The sequence below is a fragment of the Planktothrix tepida PCC 9214 genome (genome assembly GCF_900009145.1).
Taxonomy (GTDB): Bacteria; Cyanobacteriota; Cyanobacteriia; order Cyanobacteriales; family Microcoleaceae; genus Planktothrix; species Planktothrix tepida.
In genome coordinates this window covers 84,065-105,212 of record NZ_LN889812.1, presented here as the reverse complement: position 1 = coordinate 105,212, position 21,148 = coordinate 84,065, and the positions used below count along the sequence as shown (strand labels likewise).

General features: G+C 38.8%; 16 protein-coding genes. 9 read left to right on the top strand and 7 right to left on the bottom strand.

What is annotated here, in order from left to right; translation table 11 throughout:
- The first annotated feature begins 160 nt into the window (after positions 1–160).
- Positions 161–2,311, top strand: a complete 2,151-nt coding sequence (locus PL9214_RS20370; protein WP_072720594.1) for a peptidase domain-containing ABC transporter — start codon at positions 161–163, stop codon at positions 2,309–2,311.
- A 182-nt stretch (positions 2,312–2,493) separates the two neighbouring features.
- Here PL9214_RS20370 and tsaD read toward each other — a convergent pair whose 3' ends face one another.
- A complete protein-coding gene (tsaD, locus tag PL9214_RS20365) occupies positions 2,494–3,537 on the bottom strand; it encodes a tRNA (adenosine(37)-N6)-threonylcarbamoyltransferase complex transferase subunit TsaD (RefSeq protein ID WP_072720593.1) in 1,044 nt (347 codons plus the stop codon).
- 239 nt (positions 3,538–3,776) lie between these two features.
- On the opposite strand from tsaD, the gene PL9214_RS20360 reads away from it, so the two are divergent.
- From PL9214_RS20360 to PL9214_RS20345, 4 genes are all read left to right on the top strand, one after another.
- Positions 3,777–4,268 (top strand): Photosystem I reaction center subunit III, encoded by a 492-nt coding sequence (locus PL9214_RS20360; protein ID WP_072720592.1) that lies wholly within the window; start codon positions 3,777–3,779, stop codon positions 4,266–4,268.
- 179 nt (positions 4,269–4,447) lie between these two features.
- Entirely contained in the window at positions 4,448–4,576 is a 129-nt protein-coding gene (gene psaJ, locus PL9214_RS20355) for a photosystem I reaction center subunit IX (RefSeq protein WP_072720591.1), read from the top strand.
- Positions 4,577–4,722: 146 nt separating this feature from the next.
- On the top strand, positions 4,723–5,535 hold the full coding sequence (locus tag PL9214_RS20350) for a carbon-nitrogen hydrolase family protein (protein WP_072720590.1): 813 nt from the start codon (positions 4,723–4,725) through the stop codon (positions 5,533–5,535).
- A 245-nt stretch (positions 5,536–5,780) separates the two neighbouring features.
- Positions 5,781–7,157: a cation:proton antiporter gene (locus tag PL9214_RS20345; protein WP_072721147.1), complete on the top strand. Its 1,377-nt coding sequence runs from the start codon at positions 5,781–5,783 to the stop codon at positions 7,155–7,157.
- A gap of 30 nt (positions 7,158–7,187) precedes the next feature.
- Here the strand turns inward: PL9214_RS20345 and PL9214_RS33090 are convergent, their stop codons facing one another.
- Entirely contained in the window at positions 7,188–7,550 is a 363-nt protein-coding gene (locus tag PL9214_RS33090) for a sensor histidine kinase (RefSeq protein WP_369325856.1), read from the bottom strand.
- Positions 7,551–7,652: 102 nt separating this feature from the next.
- Positions 7,653–8,879, bottom strand: a complete 1,227-nt coding sequence (locus PL9214_RS20335; RefSeq protein WP_222425192.1) for an RNA-guided endonuclease InsQ/TnpB family protein — start codon at positions 8,877–8,879, stop codon at positions 7,653–7,655.
- Positions 8,880–8,914: 35 nt separating this feature from the next.
- Between PL9214_RS20335 and tnpA the strand changes: the two genes are divergently transcribed.
- On the top strand, positions 8,915–9,313 hold the full coding sequence (tnpA, locus tag PL9214_RS20330; RefSeq protein ID WP_072717176.1) for an IS200/IS605 family transposase: 399 nt from the start codon (positions 8,915–8,917) through the stop codon (positions 9,311–9,313).
- Here the strand turns inward: tnpA and PL9214_RS20325 are convergent.
- From PL9214_RS20325 to recF, 3 genes are all read right to left on the bottom strand, one after another.
- Positions 9,294–10,262 (bottom strand): ATP-binding response regulator, encoded by a 969-nt coding sequence (locus PL9214_RS20325; RefSeq protein WP_072720589.1) that lies wholly within the window; start codon positions 10,260–10,262, stop codon positions 9,294–9,296. The two genes, tnpA and PL9214_RS20325, sit on opposite strands and share 20 nt — an antisense overlap.
- Positions 10,259–15,346: a PAS domain S-box protein gene (locus tag PL9214_RS20320; protein ID WP_072720588.1), complete on the bottom strand. Its 5,088-nt coding sequence runs from the start codon at positions 15,344–15,346 to the stop codon at positions 10,259–10,261. The genes PL9214_RS20325 and PL9214_RS20320 overlap by 4 nt, the downstream gene beginning before the upstream one ends.
- Before the next feature lie 154 nt (positions 15,347–15,500).
- Positions 15,501–16,658, bottom strand: coding sequence for a DNA replication/repair protein RecF (gene recF, locus PL9214_RS20315; RefSeq protein WP_072721146.1), 1,158 nt, complete (start codon positions 16,656–16,658; stop codon positions 15,501–15,503).
- Between the two features lie 195 nt (positions 16,659–16,853).
- Between recF and PL9214_RS20310 the strand changes: the two genes are divergently transcribed.
- The 3 genes from PL9214_RS20310 to PL9214_RS33405 all read left to right on the top strand — a co-directional run bounded on the left by PL9214_RS20310 (position 16,854) and on the right by PL9214_RS33405 (position 19,815).
- Positions 16,854–17,510, top strand: coding sequence for a HEAT repeat domain-containing protein (locus PL9214_RS20310; RefSeq protein ID WP_072720587.1), 657 nt, complete (start codon positions 16,854–16,856; stop codon positions 17,508–17,510).
- A gap of 192 nt (positions 17,511–17,702) precedes the next feature.
- Entirely contained in the window at positions 17,703–19,325 is a 1,623-nt protein-coding gene (locus PL9214_RS20305; protein WP_367400277.1) for an adenylate/guanylate cyclase domain-containing protein, read from the top strand.
- Positions 19,326–19,518: 193 nt separating this feature from the next.
- Positions 19,519–19,815 carry a hypothetical protein gene (locus PL9214_RS33405; RefSeq protein ID WP_500690251.1) on the top strand — a complete coding sequence of 99 codons (297 nt, stop codon included), beginning with the start codon at positions 19,519–19,521 and terminating at the stop codon, positions 19,813–19,815.
- A 215-nt stretch (positions 19,816–20,030) separates the two neighbouring features.
- Here the strand turns inward: PL9214_RS33405 and PL9214_RS20300 are convergent, their stop codons facing one another.
- A complete protein-coding gene (locus PL9214_RS20300) occupies positions 20,031–21,122 on the bottom strand; it encodes a calcium/sodium antiporter (protein WP_072720585.1) in 1,092 nt (363 codons plus the stop codon).
- Between the last annotated feature and the right edge of the window lie 26 nt (positions 21,123–21,148).

Genomic DNA, 21,148 nt, shown 5'->3' with positions numbered 1-21,148 from the left:
ATAATACCCACTCAACCTGCAATAATATAGCACTACGCGCGATGGTTAGGACAGGTGTAAATCCTGAAACCCTTTCACATCTTACTGTTCCCTGTTCCCTGTTCCCTGTTCCCTTTCATCGTAGCGCTATAGAGTTAAACTAATATAACATCTTTAACTTATGCCAAAATATCCTATTGTTTTACAACATAGTGAAGAAGATTGCGGAGCCGCTTGTTTAGCTACCATTGTTAAATATTATCACAAAAATTTTAGTATTAATCGCATTAGAGAAGCCGTAGGTACGGGTCAATTAGGAACAACATTAACAGGTTTAAGAAGGGGTGCAGAAAATTTGGGATTTGATGCGCGTTCCACCAGAGCACAACCGCAAATATTAGATCAGATGAAAAATGCACCTTTACCCGCCATTATTTACTGGAAAGGGTATCATTATGTGGTTTTATATGGACAAAAAGGTAAAAGATATATTATTGCAGATCCCGGTGTGGGGATGCGTTATGTGACCCGTCAAGAATTATCAGAAAGTTGGTCAGGATTTATTACTCTTTTATTACAACCTGATCCGATACGTTTTGCTCAACAACCTGACGATAAAATTGAGGGAATAGGGAGATTTTTTCAGCGTATTGCGCCTTATAAATTTATTATATTTGAAGTTTTATTAATTAATAGTGTTCTCGGTCTTTTAGCCTTAACCTCTCCCTTTCTGATTCAAATCTTAACCGATGATGTATTAATTAGAGGAGAAGAAAAAATCCTAAGAGGATTAGCCATAGCGATTATTATAATGAACTTAGTTAGTAGTGGATTACAAGTGATTCAAGCTAACTTAAGTATGCAATTTTCTAATCGGTTACAATTAGGATTAATTAAAGAATTTGGTCGCAAAATATTAAATTTACCTTTACAATATTATGAAACTCATCGCAGTGGGGAGGTGGTAAGCCGTTTAAAAGATATTCAAGAAATTAATTTCTTTATTTCTCAATCGTTTGTTAGAGTTTTGACTCAATCTTTTACCGCTATTATTTCGTTGAGTTTAATGCTATTTTATAGTTATAAATTAACTTTATTAATCATATTTATCACTTTATTGAGTGCGACATCATCTTTAGTTTTTTTGATGTCTTTAAGAAAAAAAATTAAAGATATTATGGTATTAGAAGGAGAAACTCATGGGGTTTTAATTGAAAGTTTCAAAGGCGCAATTACCTTAAAAACAACGACAGCCGAACCTCAATTCTGGGAAGATTTACAAACTCGTTTTGGCAGATTAGCCAATTTAGAATTTAAAATCGGACAAATTGGCGTAACAAATTTTAATTTCTCTGAGATTATTTCTAGTATTGGAGGGATAGTTTTATTGTGGTTTGGAAGTACCTTAGTTATTAATAAAGAATTAACCATCGGACAACTTTTAGCCTTTAACAGTATGAGTGTTAATTTTACTGTTTTTATTAAAACAGTAGTAGGTTTACTGACTGAACTTGTTAGAATAAGAATTATTATTCAACGAATTTTTTCAGTAATTGATTATCCTTCAGAAATTGATAATGATGTTCAAAAAGAATGGGTAACATTTAAAAATAATGATATAATTTACTGTGAAAATATATTATATCATCATGCAGGAAGATTAGATTTATTTCAAGATTTTAATGTCGATATTAAAGGAGGAAAAGTCACAGCAATTATTGGGGAATCCGGTTGTGGAAAAAGTACCTTGGTAAAACTTCTAGCGGGATTATATGAATTGCAGGGAGGAACAATTAGAGTCGGGGCTTATAATTTACAAAATTTAAGTTTAGAATGTATTAGAAAACAAGTGATTTTAGTGCCCCAAGAAGCTCAGTTTTGGAGTCGGAGTATTATTGAAAATTTTAGAATTGGATCACCTCATGTTACTTTTGAAGAAATTGTGAGAGCGTGTCAATTTGCCCAAGCCGATAATTTTATTGATCAACTTCCTGATAAATATTTTACAATCTTAGGGGAATTTGGGGCTAATTTATCCGGCGGTCAGCGTCAAAGATTAGCAATAGCTAGAGCGATTGTAAATGATCCCCCTATCTTAATTTTAGATGAATCAACATCAGGATTAGATCCGATTAGTGAAGAAAATTTATTAAATGAATTATTAACTTATCGTCAAGGGAAAACCACAATTTTAATTAGTCATCGTCCTAGCGTGAATCGGAGAGCAGATGAGATTATTTATTTAGAAGAAAGTCAATTAAAATTACAAGGAAACTTAAATAAGCTCCTACAACTTGATGGACAACACTTAAATTTTTTAAGATTAAAATAGATTGTAATCATTTAAAACTGATATGAAACAGCCAGAAGTATTATCCCTGTTCCCTGTTCCCTGTTTCCTGTTCCCTTATTGTGTATATTAATATTTTTAAATTGATTTGAGATTTAATTAACTATAAAATTTATTCTCCCCTCGCCTTGCAGGAGAGGGGTTAGGGGATGGGTAAAACAAATTTATTGCTGATATAACTGCATAACTTCCTCTAACGACATTCGGGACTGTGCCCCTAATGTTAAGGGTGAAAGATGACCTTGATTAAGATGGTCTGAAGCCGCACAAGCAATCATCGCGGCGTTATCGGTACAATATTTTAAAGGGGGAAATAAAACCCGCAAATTGTGAAGTTTAGCCGCCTCTTGCAGATAGTTTCTTAACCCACTATTCGCCGCCACACCACCCCCAACTGCAATCGTATCTAATCCAAAATCTACCGCACAAGCGATCGCCCGTTTTGTTAAACTTTTAGCAACAGTCTCTTGAAAACTTGCTGCAATATCGGCAACGGGTAACGGTTGATTGTCCTGTTTTAACGCTTGCACTAACCTTAACACCGCCGTTTTTAATCCGCTAAAACTCGAATGATAGGGATGATAACCCCCATTGGGTAGAGAAATTTTGCCTTCGGGTAATGTAAAGGCTTTGGGGTTGCCTTGGCTGGCTAATTGATCAATAATAGGCCCGCCAGGATATCCTAAATTTAATAACCGGGCAACTTTATCAAAGGCTTCTCCGGCCGCATCATCTACAGTGTGTCCCAAGGTGTGATAAACGCCACAGTCTTTAACGTGAATTAAACTGGTATGACCTCCCGATACTAATAAACATAAAAAGGGCGGTTGGAGAGTGGTTTCGGTTAAATAGCTGGCGTAGATATGTCCTTCGAGGTGATGAATGCCCAGAAAAGGTTTATTCTGTACCAAGGCTAAAGTTTTAGCAGCCGTAATTCCGGTTAATAGAGCCCCTACCAGTCCAGGGGCACAGGTTGCTGCAACGCCATCAATCGCTGACCAGTCTAACCCTGCGGTTTCTAAGGCTTGGTCAAGAACAGAATTAACCATTTCTAAATGATGGCGAGAGGCGACTTCGGGTACAACTCCCCCATAAGGGTGATGAATGGCAATTTGAGATGCCACAACATTACTCAAAACTTTACGATTCTTTACAATTGCGACCCCGGTTTCGTCACAACTTGTTTCAATTGCTAAAACTGTTGCCATTGACTGATAAATTTTATGAAATGATTGGAGCTTCTATTGAGTAGCTTAATCATTACAGATCTTTTTGGGTACAGTGAACAACTGAACCTAATAGTCCCCATTCTTCTGCGTGGGTTTTGACCTCGCTACGAGGGATAACAAACGCTTTGTCCTCCCTACGTCAAGGGGATGTTTTTTACAACCCCCCTGGACTCAAAGGATAAAAAACGTATTGTTTTGTAACAAAAGGAAACACTTCTATGCGTCGATTGTTGGCTGCTATTCTAGCCCTGGGCTTGTGGATGAGCGTTGTTCCCGCAGCTTCAGCTTATAATCTCGTTCCTTGTTCTGAATCTTCGGTGTTTCAGCAACGGGCCAAAACTGCTCTCTCTTCTTCTGCTGACCCTGCACGAGTGAAAGCACGCTTTGAGCGTTATTCACAAGAACTGTGTGGTAAAGAAGACGGCTTACCCCATTTAATCGCTGATGGAAGCCTAGCTCATGCGGGAGACTTCGTAATTCCGAGCATTCTGTTCCTGTATATTGCAGGGTGGATTGGTTGGGTTGGTCGGGCGTATTTACAATATGCTAAAAAGAGCGACAGTCCCACAGAAAAAGAAATTATCATCGATGTTCCTGTGGCCCTGACCTATATGCTCAGTGGCTTCCTGTGGCCTTTAGCAGCGTTGAAAGAATTCACTACAGGTGAAATGTTCGCTAAAGATGACGAAATCACCGTTTCACCTCGCTAATTGCAGAATTCTCATCCAAAGATTGGGGAAAATTTAGGTTAACTTTATTACCTGAAAATTTTCTATCTAATCGATTCATAAACAAGATTTGTTTATGTACCAATACTCTTTGTGAATTCTGCTTTCTTTTAACTGATTAATTCTTTTTCACACGGTTGCAAACTTAGGAGAAAAAACTCATGCAGTATTTCCTGAAATATCTTTCAACAGCCCCTGTTTTAGCCGCCGCTTGGATGGCCGTTACTGCGGGAATTTTAATCGAATTTAATCGCTTTTTCCCCGATTTACTTTTCCACCCTATGCCGTAATTTAACCTTGAGTTAAATGGGGTTTTGGTTGTCGGTTGTCAGTTGTCGGTTGTGAGTTAAGGGTCAACTTTCAACCGTCAACCCTCAACCCTCAACCGTCAACCCTTAAGGATTAACTGTATTTAATTTTCGATATATATTGTTCAATGAAATCCTATCTTGCTGCGGCTATTCAAATGACCAGTACGCCTTGGTTAGATAAAAATCTAGCAGAGGCAGAAGAATTGATTGATTTAGCAGTTCGTCAGGGGGCGGAGTTAGTCAGCTTACCTGAGAATTTTCCCTTTATGGGTGAAGAAGCCGAGAAACTGGCTCAAGCTGAAATCATTGCCCAAAAAACCGAAAAATTTCTCAAAACGATTACCCAACGGTTTCAAATTACGCTTTTAGCTGGGGGTTTTCCAGTTCCCACAACAGATGGCAAAGTCTACAATACGGCGGTGTTGATGGGGTCTAATGGTCAGGAATTAGCGCGTTATCAGAAAGTTCATCTCTTTGATGTTAATTTACCCGATGGCAATACTTATCGCGAATCTAATACGGTGATGGCCGGAAGTGTTTTACCTCCGGTTTATGATTCCCCAGAATTGGGAAATTTAGGATTATCGGTGTGTTATGATGTCCGATTTCCTGAACTTTATCGCCATTTATCCCAAAAGGGAGCAGAAATTTTATTTGTCCCGGCTGCTTTTACCGCCTATACCGGAAAGGATCACTGGGAAATTCTCCTCAAAGCCAGAGCGATCGAAAATACCTGTTATGTGATTGCACCTGCTCAAACTGGGTGTCATTATGGCCGTCGATATACTCATGGTCATGCCATGATTCTTGATCCTTGGGGGGCTGTCCTCGCTGATGGGGGAGATAAACCAGGGGTGGCGATCGCAGAAATTGATCCAGTCCGTCTTGAACAAGTCCGCCGCCAAATGCCCAGCCTCCAACATCGAGTCTTTAGTTAACAGTTATCAGCTATCAGTTATCAGTTATCAGTTATCAGTTATCAGTTATTAGACGGACTCGGACTCCACGATATCACTCCAGGTTTGGCGCGTCTGTACAGAAGTTAATAATTTCCCATCCCTCCCCTCATCCCCTCATCCCCTCATCCCCTTGTCCCCCTGTGTCTGTTTCCGCTAAAGTAATTGGGGTGAGTTAGATGGAGTTAACTGTGGATCTAGTTACAGGGGTTTTCCCGTTGGGTTCTATGTTCTCAAGGTTTGAATTGGGATTTTTCCCAATTTTGGGAACGGCGACGGAAGCTGGCCATCCAGGGGAAGCAGAATCAACAATGGTATTACTGGGGGTTCTGCTGAGTTTAGTGGCGATTTTTGTAGCCAGTAAAGCAGGGGGAGAGTTTGCCAACTGGTTAGGGTTTCCTCCGGTTTTGGGAGAATTGCTGGGAGGGGTAATTATTGGGGTTTCTGCCCTGCATTTAGTGGTTTTTCCAGAAGGGGGAATTGATAGTTCTCGTTCACTGATTATTAGTATTCTGGAAACGACCGCCGGCTTAAGCCCCGATGCAGCAGAAGCAACGTTTAAATCTCAAAGTGAAGTTTTAGAGATTTTATCCGAACTCGGTGTGATTATTCTGTTGTTTGAAATTGGTTTAGAATCCAATATTGAACAACTGCTGGCTGTAGGAATTCAAGCTTTTATTGTGGCTTGTTTGGGGGTTGTTGTTCCCTTTGTTGCAGGAACGGTGGGATTAATTGCCATCTTCCATGTTCCCGTCATTCCGGCAGTATTTGCGGGTGCTGCGTTGACGGCTACCAGTATCGGAATTACCTCTAGGGTTCTATCAGAAATTGGTTGTTTGTCTACCCAAGAAGGTCAAATTATCTTGGGTGCGGCGGTGATTGATGATGTGTTAGGAATTTTGATTTTAGCGGTTGTTGCCAGTTTGGCAAAAACAGGCGAAATTGATATTGCTAATATCATTTATTTGATTATTAGTGCTAGTGTTTTTATTATCGGTGCGATTGTTTTAGGCAAGTTTTTTAATGGAACTTTTGTTGCTCTTGCCTCACAATTTAAAACACGAGGTCGGGTTGTGGTTCCTGCCTTAATTTTAGCGTTTCTTTTAGCCTATATTGGGGGTGCAATTCACTTAGAAGCCATTCTAGGGGCATTTGCCGCCGGGTTAGTGTTAGATGAAACTGAACCAGGTAAGGAGTTAGAAGAGCTAATTAAACCGATTGCCGATGTAATTGTTCCGGTATTTTTTGTAGCGGTTGGGGCAAAAACGGATTTAAGTGTTTTAAACCCGGCTGTTCCTGAAAATCGGGAAGGATTAATTATTGCTGTGTTTTTAATTGTGGTGGCAATTGTTGGCAAAATCTCAGCAGGTTGGGGGGTATTTGGTTTGGATAAACCCAATCGTTTAGGAATTGGCGTTGGGATGATTCCACGAGGAGAAGTGGGATTAGTCTTCGCCGCCGTTGGTTCTGCCAGTGGTGCCTTATCTCCCGCTTTGGATGTGGCGATTATTTTGATGGTTATCCTCACTACATTTTTAGCGCCTCCGTTACTGCGAATTGTGTTTAAAACTGAAACTCCATCTCCGTCTACGGAAACAACTTAAGGGAGTTTGTTAAGGGTTGACGGTTGAGCGTCAACTCTTAACCTCTGAAACAGGTAAAGAAAGGGTAACGATTGTTCCTTGGTTGAGAATGCTTTCCAGAGTTATTGTTCCTTGATGGAGTTTTACAAGGCGTTTAACAACAGTTAATCCTAATCCAGCACCGGGAGTTCCTGAGATAGAATCCGCATTACTGCCACGATAAAAGGCATCAAATACTTGGTCTAGTTCAGATTCAGGAATGCCAATTCCCCGATCTCGAATTTTAAAGATAACTTCAGTGGGTTGATAAATCAGTTCCAGATTAATTGTCCCTCCCTCTGGAGAATAACGAATTGCATTGGTTAGTAAATTAATTAAAATTTGTTTAAGAAAATTGGGATCAGCTTTAAAGATTTCAGGATGATTCCCTTTAATAGATAATTTTATGGGATGGGATTGGTTTTCGAGAGATTTCCAATCTTCTAGGATCTGTTGATTGACACTCCCACCCCTGCGCTACGCTAAAGGGGTGGGATTCTCGTATCTAGTCCAGTCAAGCAGAGACAGTTGAATATACTCTTGTTTGACTGTATTCACCGAGTTCAGGGGTGTGCCAAGCACCCCATCAGTTAAACCGGATGAATCCATTACAGAAGCATCTCTCTGTAGGTCTAACTGACAAGAAAAACCGTCCCATTGAGCTAGGTTTTTCGCAGCATTCAAATCAGAGTTATGGTAGTGACCATTAGGGCAATTGAAATCATGTCGATTTCTTTTACCAATAAAACCACAGGTTGAACAGGATTTGGAAGTGTATGGCGCAGGTCTTTTAATTAATTTCAATCCTTTAAGAGCCAACTTATAATTAAGTTTCTGTTCCAAAGAATAATAAGACCAATTATGTCGAGATTCACCGGAATCAGAACGAGATTTTTGGCTCTGTTTCATTGTGCTTCGACATCCTTCTAAATCCTCAATAACAACATCAGCATTATGGTATTCGGCAAAACGAACAATTCGACGGCTGATTGTATGATTGATTGCATCCATCCATCGTCGTTCTTTTTTGTCCCATTTCTTTAATGCTCGAAACTTTTTAGCTTCTTGAAGTTGTTTTCTTCGTTGTTGAAAATAACGTCTCCGATGCTTAACGCTTTGACCATTAAAGAACTTACCAAAACCCTGTTTAGGTGCAACTACCGCTAAATTATTCTGTCCTCGGTCACATCCTAATCTTTTCTCCGTCTTAACTTCTGGAACATCCTCAGTAATTGACAGATAGGCATACCACTTATTTCGATGTTTAATTAATTTAAAAGAACCCCCTTGAATTGTTCCCTCTAACAATCCGTCTAAAACAGGTTGCCAATGGGGAGATGCAACTTCAATGGGAATTCTTTTTTCACCTTTAAGGGTTGGAAAACTAATTGAATAAGTATTCCCTTTTAGGGTTAACTTCCAGTTTTGGTTGTTAACTTCCACAGGAAGAACTTTATATTGTTTGGTTTTACGACCTGTGGGTGATGTGGTATGTCGGATTACTTGGTTAACAAGGGCAGATTTTAACTCGGACATAATTTTAGCTGTTGTCATTTTACGCCGTTCTTTAATCGGCAATGACAACAGCTTGTTGGCAACCCGTGTGTTTTCTGCCGTCATTTGCTCAAACACCTGAGCTTTACAACGGTTGAGATCCACGAATTTCAATTTAATCGTCCGAGTTATTTTTGTCATGTCATCCATGATAACATAAGGTTGATGAATCGTGTGTATCGACAATGACAGAAAATCAATATAGAAGAAAAAACACATCAGTTAGTCTGATCAACTATCATTTTGTCTTTTGCCCAAAAAGGAGGAAAAGGGTGTTGGTTAACGGAGTGAGCAGAAGATTAGAGGAAATTATCTACCAAAAAGCAAAAGAGCTAGAATGTGATGTCCTAGCTCTGGAGATAATGCCTGATCATGTGCATTTATTTATTAGTTGTCACCCTTTGATTGCTCCACATCAAATTATGTTCAGAATCAAAGGGGCATCATCAAGAATATTAAGAAAAGAATTTCCTCATTTACTTAAACTACCTTCTTTGTGGAGTCGAAGCTATTATTGTGGGACGGCTGGTTCTGTTTCTAGTGAAACTATCAAAAAGTATATTGCTAACCAAAACTCTCACTAGCCTTCACTCCGCCTAAAGGCGGGTATTCTACATCCCACGCTTGAAAGACGTGGGCTTTGAATACGGTTATTGTAAATAAATCTAAATTTAAAATTTGGGGTTCAAAATTAATTAAATTAGATTCGGCTTGTGCCAATACAATTGCACTATTCAAAATCTGTTCAATGCGTTTAACGCTTTCATTGACTCGGTTTAAATGTCGGTCTAAATTTTGAGTTTGTTGTTTTTCAATTTTATATTTAATTAACTCATTAGAAGTCATAATCACCGTTAAAGGAGTCCGAAATTCATGAGAAATCGTCGTAATTAATTGAGATTTCATTTCGCTTAAAGATTGTTCTTTTTTTAAAGAAATTTCTAATTTCTTTTGTAAACTAATTAACTCTTGATTTCTCAGTCTCAGTTCTTGAGTACGTTGTTCAACTTTAGTTTCTAACTCTTGATTTAAGTTTTGGAGTTCAGTTTGGGCGGTAATGCGATCGCTAATTTCCTGTTCGAGTTGTTGATTTTTTTGCTCTAACTGTTCTTTTTGTAATTGCAGTTCTTTTTGCAATCGACTGACTTTAAGTTGGGTGGCAACCCGAACCACAACTTCTTGAACATCAAAGGGTTTCGTAATATAATCTAATCCTCCCACTTCAAACCCCATGAGTTTACTTTCAATATCATCTCTGGCCGTAATAAAAATAATCGGAATATCCCGCGTGCGTTCATCTGCCTTGAGAAAACGACAAGCTTCATACCCGTCTAACTCTGGCATCATCACATCTAATAAAATTAAATCAGGGGGCATCAATTGGGCAGAATTTAAGGCAAATTGCCCATTAGTTGCTTTGCGAACTCGATAACCTTGCTGTAATAAAACTTGAGATAAAACCCGCAAGTTATCAGGCACATCATCAACAATTAAAATATTGGCTAAAGACGGGGTAGCTGAGTTAGATTTCATGAGAGCGCGAGTGTAACCCAATGGAGAATTAATTCAAACTCAAAGTTATTGATTAATTCCGTAAGTGTGTTAATTAAAAACGGTTGAGAATTAGGAATTTGTGTTAGCAAACTGAGAAGCTTTTCAGAATCCCCAATTTGAGTCTCGATAGCAAGCTGATTCAGTAATTCTGGAGGAAGAGTGGTTAAAGCTTCGACAATGACTGCATCCTGGATTTGATGATGTTCAGCTTGGTTTGGCTTCAACTCTTCAACTGTGTACTTTACGCCTAAATGTTTCTTTAGCATCTCCCAAATAGTAGTTTCGGTTAAAGGTTTACCAACGAAATCATCGCAACCTGCATCAATTACTTGTTGGCGTTCCTCTTCAAATACACTAGCAGAAACCGCAATAATTTTGGGAAACGGCTCAAAATCAGGGGGGGTCGATAACAAAATTTGAGCTTTTTTGGCTCTAATTTCTTGAGTAGCCTGATAGCCATTCATACCCGACATTCGCATATCCATCCATATTAGATGGGGGCTGTAGGATTCTACCAGAATCAAAGCCATTTCCCCATTTTCCGCTTCTTCAACATCAAACCCCACGGAACGTAATAATTTCGCTAACCAGTGACGGTTGGCTTCTAAATCATCAACCACTAAAATTCGGTATTCAGGTTGATCGGGTGCGAGTCCAATCACTTGATATTGGGTTTGTGATAACGCCAGGGTTGTAGCGTCAATTTCAGGAAGCTGAATTGTGAATTGAAAGCAAGTTCCTATTCCAACTTGACTCCTGACGGTGATTTTACCACCCAAAAGCTCTACAAATCGACGACTAATCGGCAGTCCCAGCCCGGTTCCTTGTTGAGATTGTCGTCCAGTTGTGGTTTGTACAAAAGCATCAAACATGGTATCTAATTCTTCTAATGCAATCCCATCCCCGGTGTCTTGTACTTCAAACCCAAGTGTGTATTCAGAAGAATTAGAGCAGTTAACAGTCGGGTCTAAAGGCTTAATTCGCAGGGTGACAGAACCCCGATAAGTAAATTTTATCGCATTATCTAATAAGTTGATCAGAACTTGTCGCAATTTGCGTTCATCGGTTTGTATATATCGAGGTAACTGGGGAGATTTCTCAATGATCAGTTGTATTCCTTTAGAGCTAGAACGCAGTTCAAAGGTATTTTTTAAATCTGCTAATAATTGATATAAATCAAATGATGTTATATCGAGGGTAACGTGATTAGCTTCAATTTTAGAAATGGATAAAATATCATTAATTAACTGTAATAAATAAGCTCCATTGCGGTTAATAATTTGTAATTTATCTCGATGATGGGATGCTAAGGTAGAATCCCGCACCATCAGTTGCGTAAACCCTAAAATAGCATTCAAAGGGGTACGAAGTTCATGACTCATATTAGTTAAAAAGTTACTTTTAGCCCGATTAGCGGCTTCCGCTTGTTCTTTGGCTTTTTGAAGCTCGATTTTGGTTTGTTTTTGTTGGCTCATATCTAACACAAAAGCAACACATTGATTTTGTTCTTCTAATAAAGTTGCTCCTAAAATAACCGGAATTCGAGTTCCATCTTTATGGAAATATTCTTTTTCATCGGGGGGTAAAACCTTATCGGTTAAAATTTTCCGAACCCTTTCTTGATCAGCCACTTTACCTTCAGGGGGGGTAATCGTATCCCAGCGTAATTGTCCCTTTTCTAACTCCTCTCGGCTATAGCCAATTATCTGTAAAAAGGCATCATTGGCTTCTAAAATTCTGCCTTCAAAATCAGCAAAAAGAATCCCCACAATATTAGCTTCAATTAAATGCCGCCATTTGGCTTCACTTTGGCGTAGGGCTAATTCTCCTAATTTTTGTTCGGTAATATCTGTTACGGAACCTGCCATACTCACTGGGTTTCCCTGTTCATCTCTAAGGGCTTCTCCCCTAGCTCGTACCCAAATATAATCACCTAATTTGTGCAACAACCGATATTCAATAAAGTAAGGACTATTAAACCGCAGATGATTTTCAATGGCTTGAAATACCAGTTGACGATCATCAGGATGAATAAAATTTCTGAACTGGGTTAAAGTGGGTTGAAATTCATTCGGTTGATACCCCATAATTTCAAAAAGTCGAGGAGAATACCAAATTTGTTCTTGATGGGTATCAAACCAATCCCAAATTCCATCATTTGATCCCTTAATGGCGCGCTCAAATCGTTGTTCACTTTCTTTTAAGGCTTGTTCTGCTTGTACTCGTTGAGTAATATCTTGAAATTGAGCGACAAAATAAAGGGGATGATTCTGACGATCTTGAACTAAACCAATACTGAGTAATCCTGAAACTAAATTTCCCTTTTTATGAATTAATCGTTTTTCTAACGTATAGGTTTTGATTTGACCTTCTAATATTTTTTTGACATAACTTAAATCTCTTTCTAAATTATCAGGATAAGTAATTTCATGAAACGTTAAATTTAAAAGTTCTGCCTCGGAATAGCCTAAAATTTGACAAATTGCATCATTAACTTGTAAAAATCTACAGTTTGTTGAAACAATAAACATTCCAATTGCGGTATTGGTAAATGCACTTCTAAACCGTTCTTCACTTTGACGTAAGGTTTCTTCCGCTTGTTGACGAGCAGTGATATCCTGAATAAAGGATAAAGTAGAGGTTAAATTTCCGCGTTGATCAAAAATACCTGACGAAAACCATTCACAAGTTATAATTTCTCCGGTTTTCGTATAATTGCGGTTTTGCATTTTTAAGGTACTGCTTTGACCGGATACCATTTTCTGAATTCCCTGATAAACCTTTTCTTTATCTTCTTCATGAAACATGGAAAAATCATCATTCGATAAACCGACAACTTCATCTGCTTTCCAGCCAAATATTTGTTCAGCTTGTTTTGACCAGCGTTTAATTTTACTTTGAGAATCCCATTCTATAATCGCTAAAGGTGAGTTTTCAAAATGTTCTTGAATTTGTTGTAAAGCGGATTGTAGCGATCGCTCCGTTTTTTTAATATAAGTGGTATCTATTGTGGTTCCAACAATCCGATAAATCTTAGATTGTAAATCTTTTAAGGGTGTAAGGCTTGTATACCAAAACATTTCTACACCATTTAAAATTACGACTTCTTCATAACAAATAGACGCTCCTGCATCAATACAGTCTTGATAATGTTGGACGACCTTTTCCCAGGAAGGAATCTTTAATTCTTGAGGGGTTTTTCCTAACAATGATTTACGCGAAAAACCTGTTATTCTCTCATGGGCGGGATTAGTTCCTACATAGTAAAACTCTCCATCATCTCCAACTTCTACCACAAAAATAGGTTCCTCTACTCCCTCATAAATACTTCGTAATAATTGTTCTTGATTTTTTAAGGTAATTTCCACTTGTCTTCGGTCTGTAACATCTCTGAGGGTTCCTAATAAGCGAATGACCTCTTTGTGTTGTTGATCAAAAATCGGTTCTCCCTGGATTTCTACATAGCCAATTGAACCATCACAACGCACAATTCGTAATTCTGCTGCGAAAGGTTTCTTCGCCCATAAAGGTTCAAGGATTTCCTGACGATAGATCCAGTGATCCTCAAAATAAATATACTGTAATATTTCATCTCCTTGAGGAGGTTTAACTGTAGGATCAAGACCATAAATTTGATAAACTTCTGGACTCCAAATTGTGGTTTGAGTTTGACAATAAAATTCCCAAATACTCAGTTTTGAAATTTGTTGAGCTTGGCGCAATTTTGCTTCGGTTTTTTTGTGTTTAAGAATTTCTATTTTAAGTTGAAGTAAAGTATTTTGTAATTGAGTATTCATTCCTTTAAAAGATTGAACTAATTCCCCAATTTCATCACTTCTTTCAAAATCTCTGAGGTGTTGAATTTCACCTTCTGCAATCCGTTTAGCCGCTTGATTAACTGCTAAAATGGGTTTAATAATCCAACGACTGGTCAAGCTCCCCACACCAATCGCCAATATAAAAATACCAGTACACAGAAAAAAGGTTTGTTTAAACTGAGCATAAACTTCAGCCATGAAATCGCTTCGAGGAATCACAATAATGGTCAGTAAATCTAAACCATATTGATCGTTTAAGGGAACAACTTGTAAATAATAATGGTTTGATAAACTTCCCCAAGTTGTCGATGGAATGGGAAAATCAAGATTTTGTACAGTTTGAAGTTTTTGTAAATCCCCATAATTTTTAATTAAAAACTTTCCGATATTATTTAAGAGCGAATCTTGGCTGGTGAACAGATTAATTAGTTTTAAATTTTGAGATTTGTGTTGATCAACTTTACCTTGAGAATCTGCTACTAAATTTCCCTGTCTATCAATCAGAATGATTTGTCCCCCATCTCCAACTTGAATCTGGCTCAGAAAATTACTGAGATCAGAAGAGACAATTCCAGCGGACAAGACCCCCAACAATTTCCCTGTTTTGGGTTCATAAATTGGCGTATTGAGATTTAATCCCCAATCTTCTTGATTTCCTAATACAAAAAAGGAACCCCAGCGTGTTTTTTGACTTTTTACGGCATCTTGATACCAAGGACGCAGGGTAACACTAGGTTTCCAAAAGGTTCTTAAAAGTTTAATCGGTTTTCCCGTTTGATCAATCGCATAATCATAAATTAGGGATGAATCTTGGGGACTAGAACGCCAGAGTCGCAGTCCATTAAAATGACTAACGGCTACAAACTGATGCTGTTCATTTCCCACTAATATTGTACTAATCAACTTAAAATTATGTAAATTTAAAAATAGCTGTCTTTCTAACAGATTCAGATTGTTTAAATCTAAGTTTTCAGATTTCCAATAATCGAGTGTCAAATTTGTAATTGTTTCTGTATCTTCTGTTAGGTGTTCAATATGAGCTTTCACACGCTGAGTTATCTCATCCATGAGTTCGCTACTCATTTTCTCAATGGCACGTTGTCCACTTAAAAAGGAGAGATAACCAATAATAGATACCGTTGCTGTAATCTGGATAACAAAGGGAATAATCAAGACAAACCGTAAGGGAATTTTTTTCCAGGTTTGACTGATCCATAGAGAACGGAAGAACTGGGAGAAATCCATGATGGAATTGTTTGATTAGCTCAAACGTAAAAACCAAGGTTGTACTTGTTTCTTTGGGGGAACCCTCAGAAAGCATTGAACCTGATTCCTGGAGTTACCACAATATAGCCGATCCTAATTTGATTATACGTTGAATTTAAAATTTGGCTAGGGTTTAGCTACAGGAGTTTAGCGGGTGAATTTGTCCAGCTTTAACGCTTAAAATTTGAGTGTTCTTTAACCATTGAGTATCAAAAGACCCTAAATGGGTGGTTGTAATTAATGTTTGAAAGCGATCTTGAATGGCTTCTAACAGTTGATTTTGTCGATGTAGATCTAACTCAGCTAAGACATCATCTAATAATAGTAAGGGAGGTTCTCCCACCACCGCTTCAATCAGTTGTAATTCCGCTAATTTTAAAGCTAAAACTAACGTGCGTTGTTGACCCGATGAAGCATAATTGCGGGCAAGGGTTTGATTAATGGTAAAGATCACATCATCTCGATGGGGGCCGACCAAAGAAATGCCTTGTTGTTTTTCTGCGATTAATCGAGTTGCAAGTTTCTCAAAAAAAGCCTGTTGAATTTTTTCCGGGGGTGTGGTTGATAAACTTTGATTCGGTAACTCTAAATTAACATTGGGTTGATAAATAATCTCTAATAATTCTGTATTTCCACTAATCGATTGATGCCAAGCTTTAGCTAAAGGAACTAAACGTTCTAAAACCCGATTCCGCCGTCGTAAAACCCGGGTTCCGGCGATCGCTAACTGCACATCCCAAAGCTTTAATTCTTCTGGTTGAGAATCGGAGATTTCCCCATTCTGTTTAATTTGTTTCAGAAGGGCATTCCGTTGACGTAGGACTTGATTATATTGTTGTAAAATATAAGCATAAATAGGCTCTAACTGCACCAATAACCGATCTAACCAACTGCGTCGATGTTCAGGGCCACCTCGAACTAATTCTAAATCTAAACTAGAAAACTGAACCACATTTAATACACTCAAAAAATCCAAGTGACGACGCAAAGATTGACCATTGAGAGCAACCGTTCGTCCGCCTTGGGAACGCAGGGTAATGGCTAAATCCAAAGTTCCCACGTCCCGTTCCACCGTAGCACTGACTTGTCCAGTGGGTTCAGGATCAAAAATCAAATCCCGATCTCGACTCACCCGATGACTTTTGAGGGTAGAAAGCAATTCCACCGCTTCTAATAAATTCGATTTTCCTTGAGCATTATTTCCTAATAAAATCGTTTTAGGGGCTTCAAATAAAACTTTTTGATCAACATAGTTGCGGAACTGTCGTAGATGTAACAATTTTAAATACATATCGATAGAATTAGGAATTGACACAGAGGTCAGTATATATACGCATTCACTCCTCTTTCTGGAGATAGTTTTGCGGAATTAAAATTTTGCAGTAAAGTAAATAAGTCTATCGGTCATCATTAATAAATCAAACGCCATTAAGACCCTTTTGTTGCAAACACAGACTTTAAATTTTAACGCTTCTGGAGGATTCTGATGCAGATCCAGCAAATCCAAACCTACCTGAATAGCCATGATTTTCAGGAGCGACTCCGGGGACTAACTGAGCTAAACGATCATGAGAGTCAAGTAGCGATTCCTCTATTAATCAGTAAACTCAGTGATCCTGAATTTATTATCCGGTCTTTTGTGGCGATGGGACTGGGACGTCAACAATCCCCCGAATCATTTCAAGCGTTGGTGGAACTCCTCGATCACGATCCCGATCCCAATGTTCGCGCTGAAGCGGCTAACTCCCTCTCCCAATATGGGGAAATGGCCATCCCTTACCTCGTGCGCTGTTTTGGTCAAGATTGTAACTGGCTCGTGCGACGTAGTATTTTAGAACCGTTGATCAGCCGTCGTCACCCCCAAGCGTTGTATGACATCTGTATTTGTGCGTTGAGTGCCCCAGAACAAGTCGCTCAAGAAGCCGCCATTGAAGGATTAGCCGGATTAGCCGGAACAGAGAAACAAACAGAAGCCTTAGAACAGCTTTTAGAATTAGTCGGAACTCCAGTTTGGCGAATTCGCACTCGTGTGGCTTTAGCCTTGAGAAAATTTAATCATCCCCAAGCCCAGGCTGCATTACACTATCTAAAAAAAGATGAAGATCATCGCGTCGTCGGGGCTGCTTTAGAAGGGGCAATCTAAAATTAGAATAAATCGGGTAATTGGAGTTAAATTGTAAACAGACAGTAATGCCAACCGCAGGAATCAACGGTTTATGACTGGGCTGTTCATTTTTGACCTTCTAATAAATGCCTTTAACATCACACAGAGATTTCATTGATTCGCACAATCCCGTCCATGTAACGCTTTTATAGGAATTAGGTTAAGAGGAAAGTGCCGTATATCATTTACAACCCCGATACGACCAGCGCCATGACGTTTAACTTACAGTTCGGTGAGAATACCATCGGACGGGGACGGGATAACACGATTTGTTTGGCAGATGTTAGTTTGTCTCGTCGTCATGCTTGCATTGATGTCCGTGAAGATAAAATCACGATTACCGATATGCAGAGTAGCAATCATACCTTTGTTAATGAGGTGATGATTGAACACTCAAATCTCAAGTCTGGGGATTTAATTCGTTGTGGTCGTGTGGTATTTAAGTTTATGAATGTTTCCCTCACACCCGCCTTAAAAGCCCATGCAGAGAATTCTCAAACCTCAGTGATTCAAGAATTTGCTACCGATGCGAGTTATACGATTATTCAAGATTTATTAGAACCCGCCCCAGCCGGAAGTTCAGTTTTAAATATTCGCCAACAAGATGCCCATTTACGAGTTGTTGATAAGTTAAAAATTTTATTAGAAGTCAGCAAAGAGTTATCTTCTCCCCATGAACTCAATAAACTGCTGGATAAAATTTTAGATCTGTTATTTCAGATTATGAATGTTGATCGGGCTGCAATTTTGCTCGTTAATCCCAAAACGAATAATTTAGAACGAAAAGCGGTTAAATTTCGGGAAGAACCCTTAGCGGATGAACATTTTTATAGTAAAAAAATTACCAATACCGTTCGAGAAACAGGGAAGGCATTGTTAATAGCCGATGCCCAATCGGATGAACGCTTTGAGGGTTCCGAGTCGATTTTGTGTCAAGCGATTCATGCGTCGATGTGTGCGCCCTTACAACTTCGAGAAAGTGTGATTGGGGTGTTGTATGTCGATAATTTATCTTTAACAGATATTTATTCTCCCGAAGATGTAGAGTTTTTAACGGCTTTAGCCAATCAATCAGCGATCGCTATTGATAACGCTGAATTATATAAAAAAATGCAGGAAGAGGCGGTCATTCGTAATAAACTTGAACGATTTTTTCCTCCGGCGGTGAGTCGAAAACTTCGAGAAGAAGGAAAATTAGGGATTGTAGAAAGTGAAGTCACCGCTTTATTTTCTGATATTACTCGCTTTACTGAAATGTCGTCTCGAATGCAGCCTCGACAAGTCATTTCTATGTTAAATGAATATTTTAAAATTATGGTGGAGGAAATTGTTTTTCCCTTTGAAGGAACCTTAGAAAAATATATTGGAGATGCCTTAGTTGCGGTTTGGGGAGCACCTTATTCCCGTCATGATGATGTTGATCGAGCGGTGCGGGCGGCGATTGAAATGCAATGGTCTGTTTATCGGATGAATGAGCAATGGAAACAACGTTATGGTGAACCCATTTATATTCATATTGGACTTAATACCGGACAGGTGGCGGCGGGAAATATTGGCTCTTCTAAACTGATTCAATATACCCATATTGGAGATACCATGAATGTAGCTAGTCGGATTTGTTCCGCCGCTCAAAAAAACGAAATTTTAATTTCTCAATCCACATTTGATCAACTCAAAGATCGCAGTATTCCCTTAGAAAAAATTCCCCCCGTTATTGTTAAAGGCAAAGCTGAACCGTTACAACTGTATCGGATTCACTGGCAAGAAGTTCAATCAACGGTTTTATCGTTTTAAATGGAATCATAGATTGGTGATCAGTTTGACATCCGTTTGCACCCTAATTGACTCATAACAACTCAAAAAAAATAAGCCACCCTGAACAAATTCCTAGTTTTATAGCGCTATATCAGTTATTATTAGCTGACAGTTGACACTTAAATTCAATGAGATTCAAATTGGTAATTTGACGAATTGTAATTGAACACCCATCTCCAAATTTTACCGCAGTCAAATAACAGCAACCTTCAGCCGGATCATTTCCCCAACAAACTTTTTCTTCGATTCTGCCGGACTTGGACAGGCTAATAGTTTAAGTTCTAATGTTACCGATATAAGCCAAGTTCCCACAGCAAATTATCATAGTTTGTGGTTTGGTCTTTCTCCAGTGATTAAACGTAATTTTGAAGATAGTGAAATTTTTTATCAGCCCACTGGCCCTCAATTTACCTTCGCCAATGGCGGTGGAGAAGCAGGGCTGTTTCATTTTCCAGGAAAAACTGTATGACCTCTCCCCCTAACCCCCTCTCCTGCAAGGAGAGGGGGGACTAATTATTACTATTAAATATCAAAAATTATTAATTACTCCCCCTTCCCTAATAGGGAAGGGGGTTGGGGGGTTAGGTCACAGAGGTTTATGGAAGAGAATGAAACAGCCCTGGTCTCTACACCCAGGGGGAATTTTTAGCAAACATTAAGGGATGGAATATAACTATTTTTAGATTAAGAATTTAACCGTTTTCGTTTCGCTTGATAGGTACGGACAGTAGTAACAATTAAGGTTAAGATTGTAATCGGAATGACAAAACTGATCATCACAAAATTAAACCAAGGAAGTTGAGAATGTTGAGAAGAGTCGAGGATTAAATAGGAACTATAAGCAACATAATAAGCGAGAAACAGTATTCCTTCCCAACGAGCAATAGATTTCCCACTATAAAAAATTGGAAAACAGGAAATCGCCACCGCAATCATTACCGGAATATCAAAATTTAAAGCAGCCGTTGCAACTGGAATTCCATCTGGGGAAATAGCGGAAGATAGTCCTAAAACAGCCAAGATATTAAAAATATTACTTCCGACTACATTACCAACCGCAATATCGCGTTCTCCCTTAATACTGGCTACCACAGAACTCGCTAATTCCGGGAGGGAAGTTCCGGCTGCGACAATGGTTAATCCGATGACTAAATCACTCACTCCCAGGGCTTTAGCAATAGTAATTGAGCTTTCAACTAACCAATTAGACCCTTGAATCAGTAACACTAACCCCAGGGCAATTAAGGCAATATTAATCAGCCAATTTTTGGGGCTGTTTTCAATGGAAGTATGAGAGGAATTCTCCGCAGATTCCTCATCTTTTTGTTTCTTGGCTTCGTAAATTAAAAACAAAGTATAGACAATTGCCCCAATAAATAAAATCGTTCCATCGACCGGACTAATAATGCCATCACTGCCAAATATTAAGGTTAAAATAGACACCCCAATCATAATCGGAACATCTAAACGAATCAATTGACTCGCGACCATTAAAGGGGCAATTAAAGCCGAAATTCCTAAAATAATTAAGACATTAAAAATATTACTTCCAACTACATTTCCTAATGCAACATTCGCTTGACCTGCAAAACTCGATTGAATACTGACCGCCATTTCAGGTGAACTGGTTCCATAAGCAACAATGGTAAGTCCCACCAGTAAGGAGGGAATTCTTAACATTGCAGCAATGTTTGAAGCGCCCCGAACTAAGAGTTCTGCACCCACAACCAGCAAGACTAAACCCCCTATCAGCAACAAAATCACGCTCAAGCTCATATCATAAAAATCCTTAACGGTTGGTT

Excerpts from the sequence above, each read along its gene's own strand:
- PL9214_RS20370 (WP_072720594.1), top strand. The coding sequence starts at position 161 with ATGCCAAAATATCCTATTGTTTTACAACATAGTGAAGAAGATTGCGGA.
- tsaD (WP_072720593.1), bottom strand. The coding sequence starts at position 3,537 with ATGGCAACAGTTTTAGCAATTGAAACAAGTTGTGACGAAACCGGGGTC.
- PL9214_RS20360 (WP_072720592.1), top strand. The coding sequence starts at position 3,777 with ATGCGTCGATTGTTGGCTGCTATTCTAGCCCTGGGCTTGTGGATGAGC.
- psaJ (WP_072720591.1), top strand. The coding sequence starts at position 4,448 with ATGCAGTATTTCCTGAAATATCTTTCAACAGCCCCTGTTTTAGCCGCC.
- PL9214_RS20350 (WP_072720590.1), top strand. The coding sequence starts at position 4,723 with ATGAAATCCTATCTTGCTGCGGCTATTCAAATGACCAGTACGCCTTGG.
- PL9214_RS20345 (WP_072721147.1), top strand. The coding sequence starts at position 5,781 with ATGTTCTCAAGGTTTGAATTGGGATTTTTCCCAATTTTGGGAACGGCG.
- PL9214_RS20335 (WP_222425192.1), bottom strand. The coding sequence starts at position 8,879 with ATGGATGACATGACAAAAATAACTCGGACGATTAAATTGAAATTCGTG.
- tnpA (WP_072717176.1), top strand. The coding sequence starts at position 8,915 with ATGACAGAAAATCAATATAGAAGAAAAAACACATCAGTTAGTCTGATC.
- PL9214_RS20325 (WP_072720589.1), bottom strand. The coding sequence starts at position 10,262 with ATGAAATCTAACTCAGCTACCCCGTCTTTAGCCAATATTTTAATTGTT.
- PL9214_RS20320 (WP_072720588.1), bottom strand. The coding sequence starts at position 15,346 with ATGGATTTCTCCCAGTTCTTCCGTTCTCTATGGATCAGTCAAACCTGG.
- recF (WP_072721146.1), bottom strand. The coding sequence starts at position 16,658 with ATGTATTTAAAATTGTTACATCTACGACAGTTCCGCAACTATGTTGAT.
- PL9214_RS20310 (WP_072720587.1), top strand. The coding sequence starts at position 16,854 with ATGCAGATCCAGCAAATCCAAACCTACCTGAATAGCCATGATTTTCAG.
- PL9214_RS20300 (WP_072720585.1), bottom strand. The coding sequence starts at position 21,122 with ATGAGCTTGAGCGTGATTTTGTTGCTGATAGGGGGTTTAGTCTTGCTG.